At 71.2% G+C, this 15588-nt stretch carries 10 protein-coding genes; 3 read left to right on the top strand and 7 right to left on the bottom strand.

Annotated features, from left to right (window positions below; translation table 11 throughout):
* Positions 1–2: 2 nt before the first annotated feature.
* From pgi to tkt, 5 genes are read right to left on the bottom strand one after another with little or no spacing between them, the layout of a single operon-like run.
* Positions 3–1664, bottom strand: a complete 1662-nt coding sequence (gene pgi / locus ABT171_RS33830; RefSeq protein WP_351250223.1) for a glucose-6-phosphate isomerase — start codon at positions 1662–1664, stop codon at positions 3–5.
* Between the two features lies 1 nt (position 1665).
* Positions 1666–2592: a glucose-6-phosphate dehydrogenase assembly protein OpcA gene (gene opcA / locus ABT171_RS33825; RefSeq protein ID WP_351250222.1), complete on the bottom strand. Its 927-nt coding sequence runs from the start codon at positions 2590–2592 to the stop codon at positions 1666–1668.
* Positions 2589–4190 carry a glucose-6-phosphate dehydrogenase gene (gene zwf / locus ABT171_RS33820; RefSeq protein ID WP_351250221.1) on the bottom strand — a complete coding sequence of 534 codons (1602 nt, stop codon included), beginning with the start codon at positions 4188–4190 and terminating at the stop codon, positions 2589–2591. The genes opcA and zwf overlap by 4 nt, the downstream gene beginning before the upstream one ends.
* Positions 4187–5332, bottom strand: coding sequence for a transaldolase (gene tal / locus ABT171_RS33815; protein WP_351250220.1), 1146 nt, complete (start codon positions 5330–5332; stop codon positions 4187–4189). The genes zwf and tal overlap by 4 nt, the downstream gene beginning before the upstream one ends.
* A 32-nt stretch (positions 5333–5364) precedes the next feature.
* Positions 5365–7440 carry a transketolase gene (gene tkt, locus ABT171_RS33810; RefSeq protein WP_351250219.1) on the bottom strand — a complete coding sequence of 692 codons (2076 nt, stop codon included), beginning with the start codon at positions 7438–7440 and terminating at the stop codon, positions 5365–5367.
* Between the two features lie 144 nt (positions 7441–7584).
* Here tkt and ABT171_RS33805 point away from each other — a divergent pair, with 144 nt between their 5' ends.
* Positions 7585–8475, top strand: coding sequence for a helix-turn-helix domain-containing protein (locus tag ABT171_RS33805; protein WP_351250218.1), 891 nt, complete (start codon positions 7585–7587; stop codon positions 8473–8475).
* Between the two features lie 64 nt (positions 8476–8539).
* On the opposite strand, the gene ABT171_RS33800 is transcribed toward ABT171_RS33805, so the two are convergent.
* Together ABT171_RS33800 and ABT171_RS33795 are read right to left on the bottom strand one after the other, a co-directional pair.
* Positions 8540–9952 (bottom strand): glycoside hydrolase family 16 protein, encoded by a 1413-nt coding sequence (locus tag ABT171_RS33800; RefSeq protein WP_351250217.1) that lies wholly within the window; start codon positions 9950–9952, stop codon positions 8540–8542.
* 236 nt (positions 9953–10188) lie between these two features.
* A complete protein-coding gene (locus ABT171_RS33795; protein ID WP_503077570.1) occupies positions 10189–10659 on the bottom strand; it encodes a DUF4981 domain-containing protein in 471 nt (156 codons plus the stop codon).
* A gap of 318 nt (positions 10660–10977) precedes the next feature.
* On the opposite strand from ABT171_RS33795, the gene ABT171_RS33790 reads away from it, so the two are divergent.
* Together ABT171_RS33790 and ABT171_RS33785 are read left to right on the top strand one after the other, a co-directional pair.
* The gene (locus ABT171_RS33790) at positions 10978–12315 is read left to right on the top strand and encodes a 6-phospho-beta-glucosidase (protein ID WP_351250216.1); all 1338 of its coding nucleotides are present in this window, start codon (positions 10978–10980) and stop codon (positions 12313–12315) included.
* Between the two features lie 100 nt (positions 12316–12415).
* Positions 12416–15475, top strand: a complete 3060-nt coding sequence (locus ABT171_RS33785) for a glycoside hydrolase family 38 N-terminal domain-containing protein (protein WP_351250215.1) — start codon at positions 12416–12418, stop codon at positions 15473–15475.
* Positions 15476–15588: the final 113 nt, after the last annotated feature.

Genomic DNA, 15588 nt, shown 5'->3' with positions numbered 1-15588 from the left:
GATCAGTTCACTTCCTGAGTGTTCTTGAGAGTGCGGTAGGCGGCGACGAGGGCCGTGGTGGAGGGGTCGAGACCGGGTACGTCCGCACCCTCGGTGAGGGCCGGTTCGACCCGCTTGGCGAGGACCTTGCCGAGTTCCACGCCCCACTGGTCGAAGGAGTCGATGTTCCACACCGCGCCCTGCACGAACACCTTGTGCTCGTAGAGGGCGATCAGCTGGCCGAGCACGGACGGGGTCAGCGAGCCCGCGAGGATCGTGGTGGTGGGGTGGTCGCCCGGGAAGGTGCGGTGCGCCACCTGCTCCTCGGGCACGCCCTCCGCACGCACCTCCTCGGCACTCTTGCCGAAGGCGAGCGCCTGGGTCTGGGCGAAGAAGTTGGCCATCAACAGGTCGTGCTGGGCCTTGAGTTCCCCGCTCAGCTCGTCGACGGGGCGGGCGAAGCCGATGAAGTCCGCCGGGATCAGCTTGGTGCCCTGGTGGATCAACTGGTAGTAGGCGTGCTGCCCGTTGGTGCCGGGGGTGCCCCACACGACCGGCCCGGTCTGCCACCGCACCGGCTCGCCGTCGCGCTGCACCGACTTGCCGTTGGACTCCATGTCCAGCTGCTGGAGGTAGGCGGTGAACTTCGACAGGTAGTGGCTGTACGGCAGCACCGCGTGCGACTGGGCGTCGTGGAAGTTGCCGTACCAGATGCCCAGCAGGCCCAGCAGCAGCGGGGCGTTGGCCTCGGCGGGGGCGGTGCGGAAGTGCTCGTCCATCAGCCGGAAGCCGTCGAGCATCTCCCGGAACCGCTCCGGGCCGATGGCGATCATCAGGGACAGCCCGATCGCCGAGTCGTACGAGTAGCGCCCGCCGACCCAGTCCCAGAACTCGAACATGTTGTCCGGGTCGATGCCGAAGCCGGTGACCTTCTCGGCGTTGGTGGACAGCGCCACGAAGTGCCTGGCGACCGCCTTCTCGTCGCCGCCCAGCCCGTCGAGCAGCCATGTGCGTGCGGAGGTGGCGTTGGTGATCGTCTCGATCGTGGTGAACGTCTTGGACGCGACGATGAACAGGGTCTCCGCCGGATCCAGGTCACGGGTGGCCTCGTGCAGGTCGGCGCCGTCGACGTTGGACACGAACCGGAACGTCAACTCCCGTGCCGTGTACGGGCGCAGCACCTCGTAGGCCATGGCGGGGCCGAGGTCGGAGCCGCCGATGCCGATGTTGACGACGTTCCTGATCCGCCTGCCGGTGTGGCCGGTCCACTCGCCCGAGCGGACCCGGTCGGCGAAGCCGGCCATCCTGTCGAGGACGGCGTGCACCTTCGGGACGACGTTCTCGCCGTCGACCTCGACCACCGCGTCCCGGGCGGCGCGCAGCGCGGTGTGCAGCACGGCCCGGTTCTCGGTGACGTTGATCCGCTCGCCGCGGAACATGGCGTCACGCAGCGCGAACACGCCGGTGGCGGTGGCGAGTTCCTGGAGCAGGGCCAGGGTCTCGTCGGTGATCAGATGCTTGCTGTAGTCGATGTACAGGTCACCGGCCCGTACGGCATACCGCTCGGCGCGGCCGGGGTCCGCCGCGAACAGCTCGCGCAGCCTCGGCCGGCCCTCGGCGCGGTGGTCGGCGAGGGCCGTCCACTCGGGCCGGTCGGTGAGCTTCACACACTCGGACTGGGCCATCTCAGGCGTTCTCCTTGGCGGCCTCGCCCTTGAGGGCGATGGCGTACATCTCGTCTGCGTCGAGGCGGCGCAGTTCCTCGGCGATGAGTTCGGAGGTGGGGCGGACCTTCAGGGCCAGGGTGCGCGGCGGCTGGCCCGGCAGGGTCAGGGTCGCGAGGGGGCCCTCGGGGCGGTCGACGACGATCTCGCCGTTCGCGGTGCCGAGGCGCACGGCCGTGACGAACGGGCCGGCGCTCACCACCCGGTCCACCTTGACTCCCAGGCGTGCTTCGAGCCAGCGTGCGAGCAGTTCGGCGCTGGGGTTGTCCGCCTCGGCCTCCACGGCCGCCGAGGTCACCTTCACCCGGGCCTGGTCCAGGGCCGCGGCCAGCATCGACCGCCACAGGGTCAGCCGGGTCCAGGCGAGGTCGGTGTCTCCGGGCGCGTAGGTGCGGGCCCGGGTCTGCAGGACCTCCAGCGGCCGCTCGACCGCGTACAGGTCGGTGATCCGGCGCTGGGCGAGGGCGCCCAGGGGATCCTCGGAGGGGGCGTCGGGGGCGTCCCCCGGCCACCACACGACCACGGGCGCGTCCGGCAGCAGCAGCGGCAGCACGACCGAGTCGGCGTGCTCGGACACCTCGCCGTAGGTGCGCAGCACGACCGTCTCACCGGTGCCGGCCTCGGAGCCGACCCGGACCTCGGCGTCGAGCCGGGAGTGGGTGCGGTCGCGCAGGGTGCGGGCGTGCCGCTTGATGACGACCAGGGTCCGCGAGGGGTGCTCGCGGGAGGCCTCCTCGGCGGCCTTGACCGAGTCGTAGGCGTTCTCCTCGTCCGTGACGATGACCATCGTCAGGACCATGCCCACGGCCGGGGTGCCGATGGCGCGGCGGCCCTGCACCAGCGCCTTGTTGATCTTGCTTGCCGTGGTGTCGGTCAGGTCGATCTTCATGGCCTGCGCCAGCTCCGTCCGTCTCGTGCGAGCATCTCGTCCGCTTCCCTCGGTCCCCAGCTGCCCGACGCGTACTGCGCCGGCCGGCCGTGCGCCGCCCAGTACTCCTCGATCGGGTCGAGGATCTTCCAGGACTCTTCCACTTCCTGGTGACGGGGGAACAAATTCGCGTCGCCGAGCAGCACGTCCAGGATGAGCCGCTCGTACGCCTCCGGGCTGGACTCGGTGAACGACTCGCCGTAGGCGAAGTCCATGGACACGTCGCGGATCTCCATCGAGGTGCCCGGCACCTTGGAGCCGAACCGCACGGTCATGCCCTCGTCCGGCTGGACCCGGATGACGATCGCGTTCTGGCCGAGCTCCTCGGTCGCGGTGGAGTCGAACGGGGAGTGCGGAGCCCGCTTGAAGACCACCGCGATCTCGGTGACCCGGCGGCCCAGCCGCTTGCCGGTGCGCAGGTAGAAGGGGACGCCGGCCCAGCGGCGGTTGTCGATGCCCAGCTTGATCGCGGCGAAGGTGTCGGTCTTCGACCTGGGGTCGATGCCGTCCTCCTGGAGGTAGCCGACGACCTTCTCGCCGCCCTGCCAGCCCTCCGCGTACTGGCCGCGCACGGTGTGCCGGCCGAGGTCCTCGGGCAGCCGCACCGACTTCAGCACCTTCAGCTTCTCGGTGAGCAGCGCCTCCGCGTCGAAGGCGATCGGCTCCTCCATGGCGGTCAGCGCCATCAGCTGCAGCAGGTGGTTCTGGATGACGTCACGGGCGGCGCCGATGCCGTCGTAGTAGCCGGCCCGGCCGCCGATGCCGATGTCCTCGGCCATGGTGATCTGGATGTGGTCGACGTACGACCGGTTCCAGATCGGCTCGTACATCTGGTTGGCGAAGCGCAGCGCCAGGATGTTCTGGACGGTCTCCTTGCCGAGGTAGTGGTCGATGCGGAACACCTGGTCCGGCTCGAACACCTCGTGCACGATCGCGTTCAGGTCACGGGCGCTGTCCAGGTCGTGCCCGAACGGCTTCTCGATGACCGCGCGCCGCCAGGCGCCCTGCGGCGGGCTCGCCAGGCCGTGCTTCTTCAGCTGCTGCACGACCTTCGGGAAGAACTTCGGCGGCACCGAGAGGTAGAACGCGAAGTTGCCGCCCGTGCCACGGGAGGCGTCCAGCTCCTCCACGGCGTCCTTGAGCTGCTTGAACGCGGTGTCGTCGTCGAAGTCACCGGGGATGAACCGCATGCCCTCGGCGAGCTGCTGCCACACCTCCTCGCGGAACGGGGTGCGGGAGTGCTCGCGGACCGCGTCGTGGACGACCTGGGCGAAGTCCTGGTCCTCCCAGTCCCGGCGGGCGAAGCCGACGAGGGAGAAGCCCGGCGGCAGCAGACCGCGGTTGGCCAGGTCGTACACGGCCGGCATCAGCTTCTTGCGGGACAGGTCACCGGTCACACCGAAGATGACCAGCCCGGACGGGCCGGCGATCCGCGGGAGCCTGCGGTCACGGGCGTCCCGCAGCGGGTTCACCCAGTCGGCGGCGCCCTCTGCCGGAAGGGCCGCCGGGGCCGGAACCTCCTCGGGCGCCGGGGCGGCGGCGGGTGCGTTGTCGGTCATCGGGCGTCAACTCCCTTGCTCTTCAGGGACTTCGCCACGGCGTCCAGCAGCTCCTGCCAGGCCGCCTCGAACTTGGCGACGCCCTCGTCCTCCAGTTGCTGGACGACCTCGCCGTAGGAGATACCGAGCCGCTCCAGGGCGGCCAGGTCGGCGCGGGCCCGGTCGTAGCCGCCGGTCACCGTGTCGCCGGTGATCTCGCCGTGGTCGGCGACGGCGTTCAGCGTGGCCTCCGGCATGGTGTTGACCGTGCCCGGCGCGACCAGCTCGTCCACGTACAGGGTGTCCTTGTATGCAGGATCCTTCACACCGGTCGACGCCCACAGCGGGCGCTGCTTGTTGGCCTTGGCACCGGCGAGGGCGACCCAGCGCTCGGAGGCGAACACCTCCTCGTACGCCTCGTAGGCGAGGCGGGCGTTGGCGAGGGCCGCGCGGCCCTTGAGGGCGAGGGCCTCGTCGGTGCCGAGGGCGGTCAGCCGCTTGTCGATCTCGGAGTCCACGCGGGAGACGAAGAACGACGCCACGGAGTGGATGGTGGCCAGGTCGATGCCGCGCTCGCGGGCCTTCTCGAGTCCGGCCAGGTAGGCGGCCATGACCTCGCGGTAGCGCTCCAGCGAGAAGATCAGGGTCACATTGACGCTGATGCCGAGGCCGATGACCTCGGTGATCGCCGGGAGGCCGGCCTTGGTGGCCGGGATCTTGATCATCACGTTGGGGCGGTTCACCAGCCAGGCCAGCTGCTTGGCCTCGGCGACGGTGGCCCCGGTGTCGTGGGCCAGGCGCGGGTCGACCTCGATGGAGACCCGGCCGTCTACACCATTCGATGTTCTGTATACAGAATCCAGAATATCGGCGGCAGTCCGCACGTCGGCGGTCGTCATCATCCGCACCGCCTCCTCCACCGTCACACCCCGTACGGCGAGGTCGGTGAGCTGCTCCTCGTAGCCCTCGCCGGAGCCGATGGCGGCCTGGAAGATCGACGGGTTGGTGGTGACACCGACGGCGCTGCCGCTCGCCACCAGCTCGGCGAGGCTCCCCGACGTGATCCGCTTGCGCGACAGGTCGTCGAGCCAGATCGACACGCCCTCGTCGGCGAGGCGCTTGAGGGCTCCCGGGGGCGCGATTGCTTCGGTCACTGTGATCATCTTTCTGCTTGCGTCGGTATCGGACGTCGGTGTCAGGCGCGCGCGGCGGCGAGCGACTCGCGGGCCGCGGCGGCGACGTTCTCAGGGGTGAAGCCGAACTCGGTGAACAGGGTCCCGGCGTCGGCGGAGGCGCCGAAGTGCTCAAGGGAGACGATGCGTCCCGCGTCGCCCACGAACCGGTACCAGGTCAGCCCGATCCCGGCCTCCACGGCGACCCGGGCCCGCACGGCCGGCGGCAGCACCCGCTCGCGGTACTCGCGCGGCTGCTCCTCGAACCACTCCACGGACGGCATCGACACCACCCGCGTGCCGATGCCCCCGGTCTCCAGCTGCTCCCGCGCGGCCACGGCCAGCTGCACCTCGGAGCCCGTCGCGATGAGGATCACCTCCGGGACCTCGGTCGAGGACTCGCGCAGCACATAGCCGCCCTTGGCCGCGTCCTCGTTCGGCGCGTACACCGGCACGCCCTGGCGGGTGAGCGCGAGCCCGTGCGGGGCGGGGCTGGTGGCGTGCCTCTTCAGGATCTCGGCCCAGGCGACCGCGGTCTCGTTGGCGTCGGCCGGGCGGACGATGTTCAGGCCGGGGATGGCGCGCAGGGACGCGAGGTGCTCGACGGGCTGGTGGGTGGGGCCGTCCTCGCCCAGGCCGATGGAGTCGTGCGTCCACACGTACGTCACCGGCAGCTGCATCAGCGCCGACATCCGCACCGCGTTGCGCATGTAGTCGGAGAAGACGAGGAAGGTGCCGCCGTAGATCCGGGTGTTGCCGTGCAGGGCGATGCCGTTCATCTCCGCGGCCATGGAGAACTCGCGGATGCCGAAGTGGACGGTACGGCCGTAGGGGTCGGCCTCGGGCAGCGGGTTGCCGGCCGGCAGGAAGGAGCTGGTCCGGTCGATGGTGGTGTTGTTGGACCCCGCGAGGTCGGCGGAGCCGCCCCACAGCTCGGGGATCACCGGGCCGAGCGCCTGCAGCACCTTGCCGGAGGCGGCGCGGGTGGCGACCGACTTGCCCTCCTCGAACACCGGCAGCGCGTTCTCCCAGCCCTCGGGCAGCTCGCCCCTGCTGACGCGGTCGAACAACCCGGCCCGCTCCGGCTGGGCGGCACGCCACTCGGCGATCCGCTTGTCCCAGGCGGCGTGCGCCTCGGCGCCCCGGTCCAGGGCCCGGCGCGTGTGCTTCAGTACGGCGTCCTCGACCTGGAAGGTCTGCTCGGGATCGAAGCCGAGGACGCGCTTGGTGGCGGCGATCTCCTCCGTGCCGAGTGCGGAGCCGTGGGAGGCCTCGGTGTTCTGCGCGTTCGGGGCGGGCCAGGCGATGATCGTGCGCATCGCGATGATCGAGGGCCGCCCGGTCTCGGCCTGCGCGGCCCTCAGCGCCGCGTACAGGGCGGGCACGTCGATGTCGCCGCCGGCGGTGGGCTCGATGCGCTGGGTGTGCCAGCCGTAGGCCTCGTACCGCTTCAGCACGTCCTCGGAGAACGCGGTCGCGGTGTCGCCCTCGATGGAGATGTGGTTGTCGTCGTAGAGGAGGACGAGGTTGCCGAGCCTCTGGTGACCGGCGAGCGAGGAGGCCTCGGCGGAGACGCCCTCCTCCAGGTCGCCGTCGGAGACGATCGCCCAGACGGTGTGGTCGAAGGGGGACTCGCCCCGCGGCGCGTCCGGGTCGAACAGGCCGCGCTCGTAGCGCGCCGCCATCGCCATGCCGACCGCGTTGGCGACACCCTGGCCGAGCGGGCCGGTGGTGGTCTCGACGCCGGCGGTGTGCCCGTACTCGGGGTGCCCCGGCGTCCTGGAGCCCTGGGTCCGGAACGCCTTCAGGTCGTCCAGCTCCAGCTCGTACCCGGACAGGAACAGCTGGGTGTACAGGGTCAGCGAGGTGTGGCCGGGGGAGAGGACGAAACGGTCCCGGCCGGCCCACTCGGGATCGGCGGGATCGTGACGCATCACCTTCTGAAAGATCGTGTACGCGGCAGGTGCCAGGCTCATCGCGGTGCCCGGGTGGCCGTTGCCCACCTTCTGGACCGCGTCAGCCGCCAGCAGACGGGCGGTGTCCACGGCACGCCGGTCGAGGTCGGTCCACTCGAAGCCTTCGGGATTCTGCGCGGTCATCTTCAAGAAGTCCTCGTTCGGAGCGGGATTGCTGGCTTGACGCGTTCAAACTTAAAAGTCTGACTTTTTCGAAGAAAGGTGGGGGTGTGTCAGCCTGTGGTGAATCTGGGACAGTGACAGCGACAGGGACGGCACGAAAAGGACATGGCAGGCGGAACCCCTCCCACCGACGGCGACGGCATCAGAACCTTCCCCTTCCCGACGGAACTGGCCGTCGGCGGCGTCGGCATGCAGATCGGCCCCATGGGAACCGACCGCACCTGGCACGCCGACGCCCCCCTGCACCGCGTCCACCGCATCGACTTCCACGTCGTCATGCTGTTCACCGACGGCCCCGTTCGGCACATGATCGACTTCGCCGAGTACGAGGCCGGCGCCGGCGACCTGCTCTGGATCCGCCCCGGACAGGTCCACCGCTTCTCCCGCGAGACCGTGTACCGCGGAACCGTCCTGACCATGCAACCCGGCTTCCTGCCGCGGGCCACCGTCGAGGCCACCGGCCTGTACCGCTACGACCTCCCGCCCCTGCTGCACCCCGGCCCGGACCGGCTCACCGCCCTGCAGGCCTCCCTCGACCAGCTGCGCCGCGAGTACGAGGACACCGCCACCCTCCCGCTCAGCCTGCACACCGCCGTCCTCAGGCACACCCTCACCGCGTTCCTGCTGCGCCTCGCGCACCTCGCGGCCAGTTCCGCACAGGTCACCCGGCAGCAGACGGACAGCACCTTCACCCGCTTCCGGGACGCCGTCGAGCACGACTTCGCCACCAACCACAGCGTCAGCGCCTACGCCGACGCCCTCGGCTACTCCCGCCGCACCCTCGTCCGCGCCGTCCGCGCCGCCACCGGGGAGACCCCCAAGGGATTCATCGACAAACGCGTCGTCCTGGAGGCCAAACGCCTCCTCGCCCACACCGACATGCCGATCGGCCGCGTCGGGGCAGCGGTGGGCTTCCCCGACGCGGCGAACTTCACCAAGTTCTTCCATCTGCACAGCGGTCAGACACCGGTCGCGTTCCGGGCGGAGCTGCGCTGAACGCCCCGCCGGGCGCCGTGACGGCCGTTCTGGTGCTCGCCCCGCGGCCGTACGACCGTCGCGGTCAGTGACCGAAGTCGAACCAGTTCACGTTCACGAAGTCCGCGGACTGGCCGCTGCTGAACGTCAGATAGACGTCGTGGGTGCCGGTGACCGCGCTGATGTTGGCCGGTACCGTCTTCCACGTCTGCCAGCCCCCGGTGCTGCCCACCGCGAAGCTGCCGATGGGCGCGTTGCTCCGGCTGTCCAGCCGCACCTCCACCAGACCGCTCACCCCGGACGTCGCCCCGCTCGCCACGCGCGCGTGGAACTGGGTGGCCGCCGCGGAGCCGAAGCTGACGCCCTTGTACAGCGCCCAGTCGCCGTTCGCGATCCAGCCGATGTCCTGGCCGCCGCCGGTGTCCGTGGTGGTCTCGGTGTCGATGCCGGACTGGCTGTCGTACGACTCGGCCTGGACGGCGCTGTAGGCGTCGCGGTTGCCGGACGGCGGGGGAGTGGTGCCACCCCCGCCGCCCGAGGACTCAAGGACCCGCACATAGTCGACGGCCATGGGGTGGCCGGGCTCCGTCGCGCCGGTCGGGCCGCCACCGAACGCCCCCGGGAAGCCGCCGCCCATCGCCACGTTCAGAATGATGAAGAAGCCGTGGTTCGTGGCGTTGGCCCAGGTCGTCGCGTCCACCTGGTTCGCCGTGACCGTCTGGTAGGTCACGCCGTCGACGGCGAAGCGGATGGCCTCGGGGCTCACCGAGCGGTCCCACTCCATCGTGTAGGTGTGGAAGCCCGCCTGGCAGGTGGTGTTCGGGCACGCGGTCGAGTTGCCGAGGCCCGTCGTCTCGTTGCACGGGCCGCCGGGATTGGTGCCGCAGTGCACGGTGGCCCACGTCTTGTTCAGGCCCTGGACGTTCTCCATGATGTCCAGCTCGCCGACGCCCGGCCAGTTCTGGTAGTTGCCGCGGTAGGGGGCGCCCAGCATCCAGAAGGCGGGCCAGTAGCCGGCCGCCGCGTCCCCGGTCACATTCGGCATCTGGATGCGGGCCTCCACGCGCAGCCTGCCGCCGGCCGGGGGCTGGAAGTCGGTACGGGTGGTCTCGATCCGCCCGGACGTCCAGTTGCCGGAGGCGTCCCGGCGCGGCGTGATCAGCAGATCGCCCTTGCCGTCCAGCGCCACGTTGTCCGTGCCCGAGGTCATCGTCTCGACCTCGCCGGTGCCCCAGTTCGCGGCGCCGCCCGGGTAGGAAGTGCCGGTGTCGTACTGCCAGTTCGCGGTGTTCACGCCGGACCCGGCCGCGCCGTCGAAGTCGTCCAGGAAGAGCTGGGTCCAGCCCGCGGGAGGGGCGGGGGCGGTGGCGTTCGCGGGCGCGCCGGCCGCCGTGGCGACGGCCGCGGCCAGGCCGAACGTGGCGACGACGGCGACGAGCGCGCGCCGCAGGCGGTGCCGCTGGGGGCGTTTTCCGGGTATGCCGGAGGAATCGCTCATGGCAGGCCTCTCGGGTACGGGGTGTACGGGACTCTGCGCCGGGCGCCCTCCACGAGTTGTGAGAGCGCTCTCAGGTGCCGCCAAATGTGCTCCCCGCCCCCACGGCCGTCAAGGCTTGAAACAAAGAAAGTCCCCTCAGCGTAAGGGAGTTCACTGGGTGAAGCCTCCCGGTCAGCGGCTCATGACGGAGCCGAGGCAGCCGGCGGGAGGGAGCCGGGGGAGGGAGGCGAGCCGGGTCAGAGGGCGCGCAGGGGCCGCTTCCGGCGCTGGTTCCCGGCCCGAGCCGGGGGGAACGGCCGTACGACACCGTCGGCATCGGCCTGCCGGGCTGCCGGGGGAGCCGTCCGCAGCCGGACCCGCGGCGCGCACAGCTCCGTACCACGCGGTGCCCCCGGCTCGTCCACCGCCGTCACCACCCGCAGCGTCAGCCACGTCTCGCCGCACTCCCGCGGCAGCCGGAACGGCGGCAGTACGGCCGCCGTCTCGCCCGGCCTCAGGTCGGGCAGGCCTGCGGGAGCGGTCAGGATCCGGCCGTCGGCCCGCACCAGCTCCCAGACCGCCGCCAGCCGGCCGAGGCCCCGGACGTAGTGGTCGTTGACGAGCACGATTCCCTCGTGCTGGTGGCACCGGATACGCACCGGAGCCCGGCACGCCTGGTACTCGTACGGCCGGGCACCGCCGCGCCCGGCCGGATTTCCGTCGCTCACACCGTGCAGAATTCCGTGGTCACGGGGCCGCCGGGTGAAGTCGCCCTGAAGCGCCGGGGTGGACTCGGCGGCGGCGCGGTGGTCCGCGAGCGCGGCCCGTTGCGGGGGTGGCCCGTTGTCCGGGCCCTGAGGGTGATCCGGGGAAGGGGTCGCTGATGCGGCGCCACTACGATGACGGCGTGTCACGCTGCCCGTCCTGGACGCACCGATGACGGACGCACCGGTGGCGGACGCGGCGGTGGACCCGGCCGGCCGGTCCGCGTCCCGGGAAGCGGGCGTCGAGGTGGTCGTGGCGGGAGCTCCGGGAAGGGTGCAGACGTGAAGCTGACGATTCTGGGCGGCGGCGGATTCCGCGTGCCGCTTGTGTACGGTGCCCTGCTGACCGACCGCGCCGAAGGGCGGGTGACCGAGGTCGTTCTGCACGACCTGGACGACCGTCGACTGTATGCGGTAACCCGTGTACTGGATGCGCAAGCCGCCGGTCTCTCCGACGCGCCCCGGGTGACCGCCACCACCGACCTCGACCAGGCCCTCGCCGGCGCCGACTTCGTCTTCTCCGCGATCCGCGTCGGCGGCCTGGAGGGCCGCGCCGACGACGAGCGGGTAGCGCTCGCCGAGGGGGTGCTCGGCCAGGAGACCGTCGGCGCGGGCGGCATCGCCTACGGTCTGCGCACCGTCCCCGTCGCCGTCGACATCGCCCGGCGCGTGGCCCGCCTCGCCCCCCACGCCTGGGTCATCAACTTCACCAATCCCGCCGGCCTGGTCACCGAGGCCATGTCCCGGCACCTCGGCGACCGCGTCATCGGCATCTGCGACTCACCCGTCGGCCTCGGCCGCCGTATCGCCCGCGTCCTCGGCGCCGACCCGGCGGAGGCCTTCGTCGACTACGTCGGCCTCAACCACCTCGGCTGGGTACGCGGCCTGCGCGTCGCCGGACGCGACGAACTCCCGCGCCTGCTCGCCGACCCCGCCCTGCTCGGCTCCTTCGAGGAGGGAAGGCTGTTCGGGGCCGACTGGCTGCAGTCGCTCGGCGCGATCCCCAACGAGTATCTGCACTACTACTACTTCAACCGCGAAACCGTGCGCGCCTACCAGGAGGCCGAGCAGACCCGAGGTGCCTTCCTGCGCGATCAGCAGGCCCGTTTCTACGTTGAAGCCCTGCGCACGGACCGGTCCGCGCTGGACGTGTGGAACCGCACCCGCGCCGAACGCGAGGCCACCTACATGGCCGACAACCGGGAGAGCGCCGGTGCGGGGGAGCGCGAGCCCGAGGACCTGTCCGGCGGCTACGAGAAGGTGGCGCTGGCGCTGATGCGGGCCATCGCCCGGGACGAGCGGACGACGCTGATCCTGAACGTGCGCAACCGGAGCACCCTCGCCGCGCTCGACGCGGATGCCGTCATCGAGGTCCCCTGCCTGGTCGACGCGGGCGGCGCCCGTCCGGTCGCCGTCGCCCCGCTGCCCGGCCACGCCACCGGGCTGGTCTGCTCCGTCAAGGCCGTCGAGCGCGAGGTGCTCGCCGCCGCCGAGTCCGGATCCCGGCGGACGGCCGTGAAGGCCTTCGCGCTGCATCCGCTGGTCGATTCGGTCAATGTGGCCCGCAGACTGGTCGAGGCGTACACCGAGGTCCATCCTGGCCTGGCGTACCTGAAGTAAGCGTTTCCACCACGTCTCTCCGCCCCCGAGCGTCCCTGCGCCCCAGCGTCCTCCGCCTTCCCAGCGTCCTCTGCTCCCCCAGCGTCCTTGGGAGACCGCCATGCACGACGAACGCCGCCGGATCGAGGAGCGCGTCGAACGCCTCCACCACCAGCGCATCAGGCCCGCGCTCTACGCCGCCGCCGTCCCCCTGGAGGTGGAGGCCTGGCAGGCCCCCGGGGAACCGGTTTCCTTCGAGGAGGCCGCGGCCGCCCCGTACACGCCCTTCGCGAGGGACACGCCGTGGGGACCGCCGTGGGGGACCACCTGGTTCCGGATGCGGGGCCGGGTGCCCGCCGAGTGGGCGGGCGAGCGGGTGGAGTCGGTCATCGACCTCGGCTTCGTCGGCGACTGGCCCGGCAACCAGGCCGAGGCGCTGGTCCACCGCACCGACGGCACCCCGCTGAAGGCGGTCAACCCGCTCAACCAGTACGTGCCGGTCGCCCACCCGGCGGCGGGCGGGGAGACGGTCGACTATCTGGTGGAGGCGGCCTCCAACCCGGACATCCTGGCGAACGGCTTCGCCGGACCGACCCCGCTCGGCGATGTACGGACGGCAGGCGACCGTCCACTGTATGCACTCCGCCGCGCCGATCTCGCCGTACTCGACGAGCAGGTCTGGCACCTCGACCTCGACCTGCAGGTGCTGCGCGAACTCATGGTGGAACTCGGCGAGCACGACCCGCGCCGGCACGAGATCACGCACGCCCTCGACCGGGCCATGGACCTGCTCGACCTGGACGACGTCTCCGGTTCGGCGCCCGCCGTGCGCGAGGCCCTGCGCCCGGTGCTCGCCAAGCCCGCCCATGCCAGCGCCCACCTCCTCTCCGGCGTCGGCCACGCGCACATCGACACCGCCTGGCTGTGGCCGATCCGGGAGACCAAGCGCAAGGCGGCCCGGACGTTCTCCAACGCCACCGCGCTCGCCGACGAGTACGAGGAGTTCGTCTTCGCCTGCTCCCAGGCCCAGCAGTACGCGTGGGTGCGTGACCACTACCCGCAGGTGTGGGAGCGGATCAAGAAGGCCGTGGCGAAGGGCCAGTGGGCGCCCGTCGGCGGCCTGTGGGTGGAGGCCGACGGCAACCTGCCCGGCGGTGAGGCCCTCGCCCGCCAGCTTGTGCACGGCAAGCGGTTCTTCCTGGACCACTTCGGCATCGAGACCAAGGGCGTCTGGCTGCCCGACTCCTTCGGCTACACCGCGGCCTACCCCCAGCTGGCCCGGCTCGCCGGCAACGAGTGGTTCCTCACCCAGAAGATCTCCTGGAACCAGACCAACACCTTCCCCCACCACACCTTCTGGTGGGAGGGCATCGACGGCACCCGGATCTTCACCCACTTCCCGCCCATCGACACCTACAACGCCCGCTTCAGCGGCGAGGAAATGGCCCGGGCCGTCCGCAACTACGCCGAGAAGGGCGGTGCCACCCGCTCCCTCGCTCCCTTCGGCTGGGGCGACGGCGGAGGCGGCCCCACCCGCGAGATCATGGAACGCGCCCGCCGTCTGAAGAACCTGGAGGGCTCGGCGAAGGTCGAGATCGAACACCCCGACGCGTTCTTCGCCAAGGCCCGCGCGGAATACCCGGACGCCCCGGTCTGGGCGGGCGAGCTGTACCTGGAGCTGCACCGCGCCACCTACACCACCCAGGCCCGCACCAAGCAGGGCAACCGGCGCAGCGAACACCTGCTGCGCGAGACCGAGCTGTGGGCCACCACGGCCGCCCTGCACGCGCCGGGCTACACCTACCCGTACGAGAAGCTGGACCGTGTGTGGAAGACGGTTCTGCTGCACCAGTTCCACGACATCCTGCCCGGCTCCTCCATCGCCTGGGTGCACCGCGAGGCCGAGGCCGCGTACGCCCGGATCGCCGAGGAGCTGCAGGCGCTCACGGGCGAGGCGATCGCCGCGCTGGGTGCCGGCGGGCCCCGCGTGTTCAACGCCGGCCCGTTCGAGCGCGCCGAGGTGGTCCGTGCTCCCGGGGGCGCACCGGTGTACGTGAGGGTGCCCGCGAACGGCTCCGCGCCCCTCACTCCGGCCGAACCCCCGCGGCCGGTCACGGTCACCGGGCTCACCCTGGACAACGGGATCGTCCGTGTACAGGTGACGGACGACGGAACACTGTCGTCTGTATACGATCTACGGTCGGCCCGCGAAGTCCTCGCCGGCCAGGGCAACCTGCTCCGCCTGCACACGGATCTGCCCAACTGCTGGGACGCCTGGGACATCGACAAGCACTACAAGAACCGGTACACCGACCTGCTGGAGCCCGACTCGGTGACCGTGGTCGAGGACACCCCTCTGGTCGGCGCGATCCGAGTGGTGCGCTCCTTCGGCAAGGGCTCCGGCATCACCCAGACGATCACCGTCCGGGCCGGCAGCGCCCGCATCGACATCGAGACGGACATCGACTGGCACGAGAAGGAGAAGATCCTCAAGGCGGGCTTCCCCGTCGACCTGCGTGCCCCGCACTCCTGTGCCGAGATCCAGTTCGGGCACGTCCAGCGGCCCACCCACACCAACACCAGCTGGGAAGCGGCCCGTTTCGAGGTCTCCGGCCACCGCTGGGTGCACATCGCCGAACCCGGCTACGGCGTCGCCCTCATCAACGACTCCACCTACGGCCACGACGTCTCCCGTACCGTCCGCGAGGACGGGGGCACGACCACCACGGTCCGGCTCAGCCTGGTGCGCGCCCCGCGTGTGCCCGACCCGGAGGCCGACCAGGGCCGGCACCGCTTCACCTACGCGCTGCTGCCCGGCGCGGGCATCGAGGACGCGGTGGCCGAGGGCTACGCCCTCAACCTCCCGCTGCGCGTGGCGGATTCGGCGGGCGAGCCGGAACCGGTCGTCTCCGCCGAGGGCGAGGGCGTGACGGTGGAAGCCGTCAAGCTCGCCGACGACGGCTCCGGGGACGTGGTGGTACGGCTGTACGAGTGCCGGGGCGGCCGGACCGCCGGAGTGCTGCGCACGGGGTTCCCGCTGGCAGGTGCCCAGGTCACCGACTTGCTGGAGCGACCGCTGGCCGAGGCGGACGTGCGCCGCGACGGCTCGGTGCCGGTCGCGCTGCGGCCCTTCCAGATCCTGACCCTGCGTCTGCGGCGGGGCCGGGCGGGCCGGTCGTAGGCCGCGCGGGCCGGTCGTAGACCGTGCGGGCCAGGCGTACGGACGCCGGACGGGCGGCACCGCATCGCGTTCCGCACCCCACCGGGCCGGCCGGTCGCCCCCCGTGACCGCGA

Source organism: Streptomyces sp. NPDC001851 (assembly GCF_040297165.1).
GTDB lineage: Bacteria > Actinomycetota > Actinomycetes > Streptomycetales > Streptomycetaceae > Streptomyces.
Note: the sequence above shows the minus strand (reverse complement) of the source record. Positions and strands in the feature narration are given on the sequence as shown.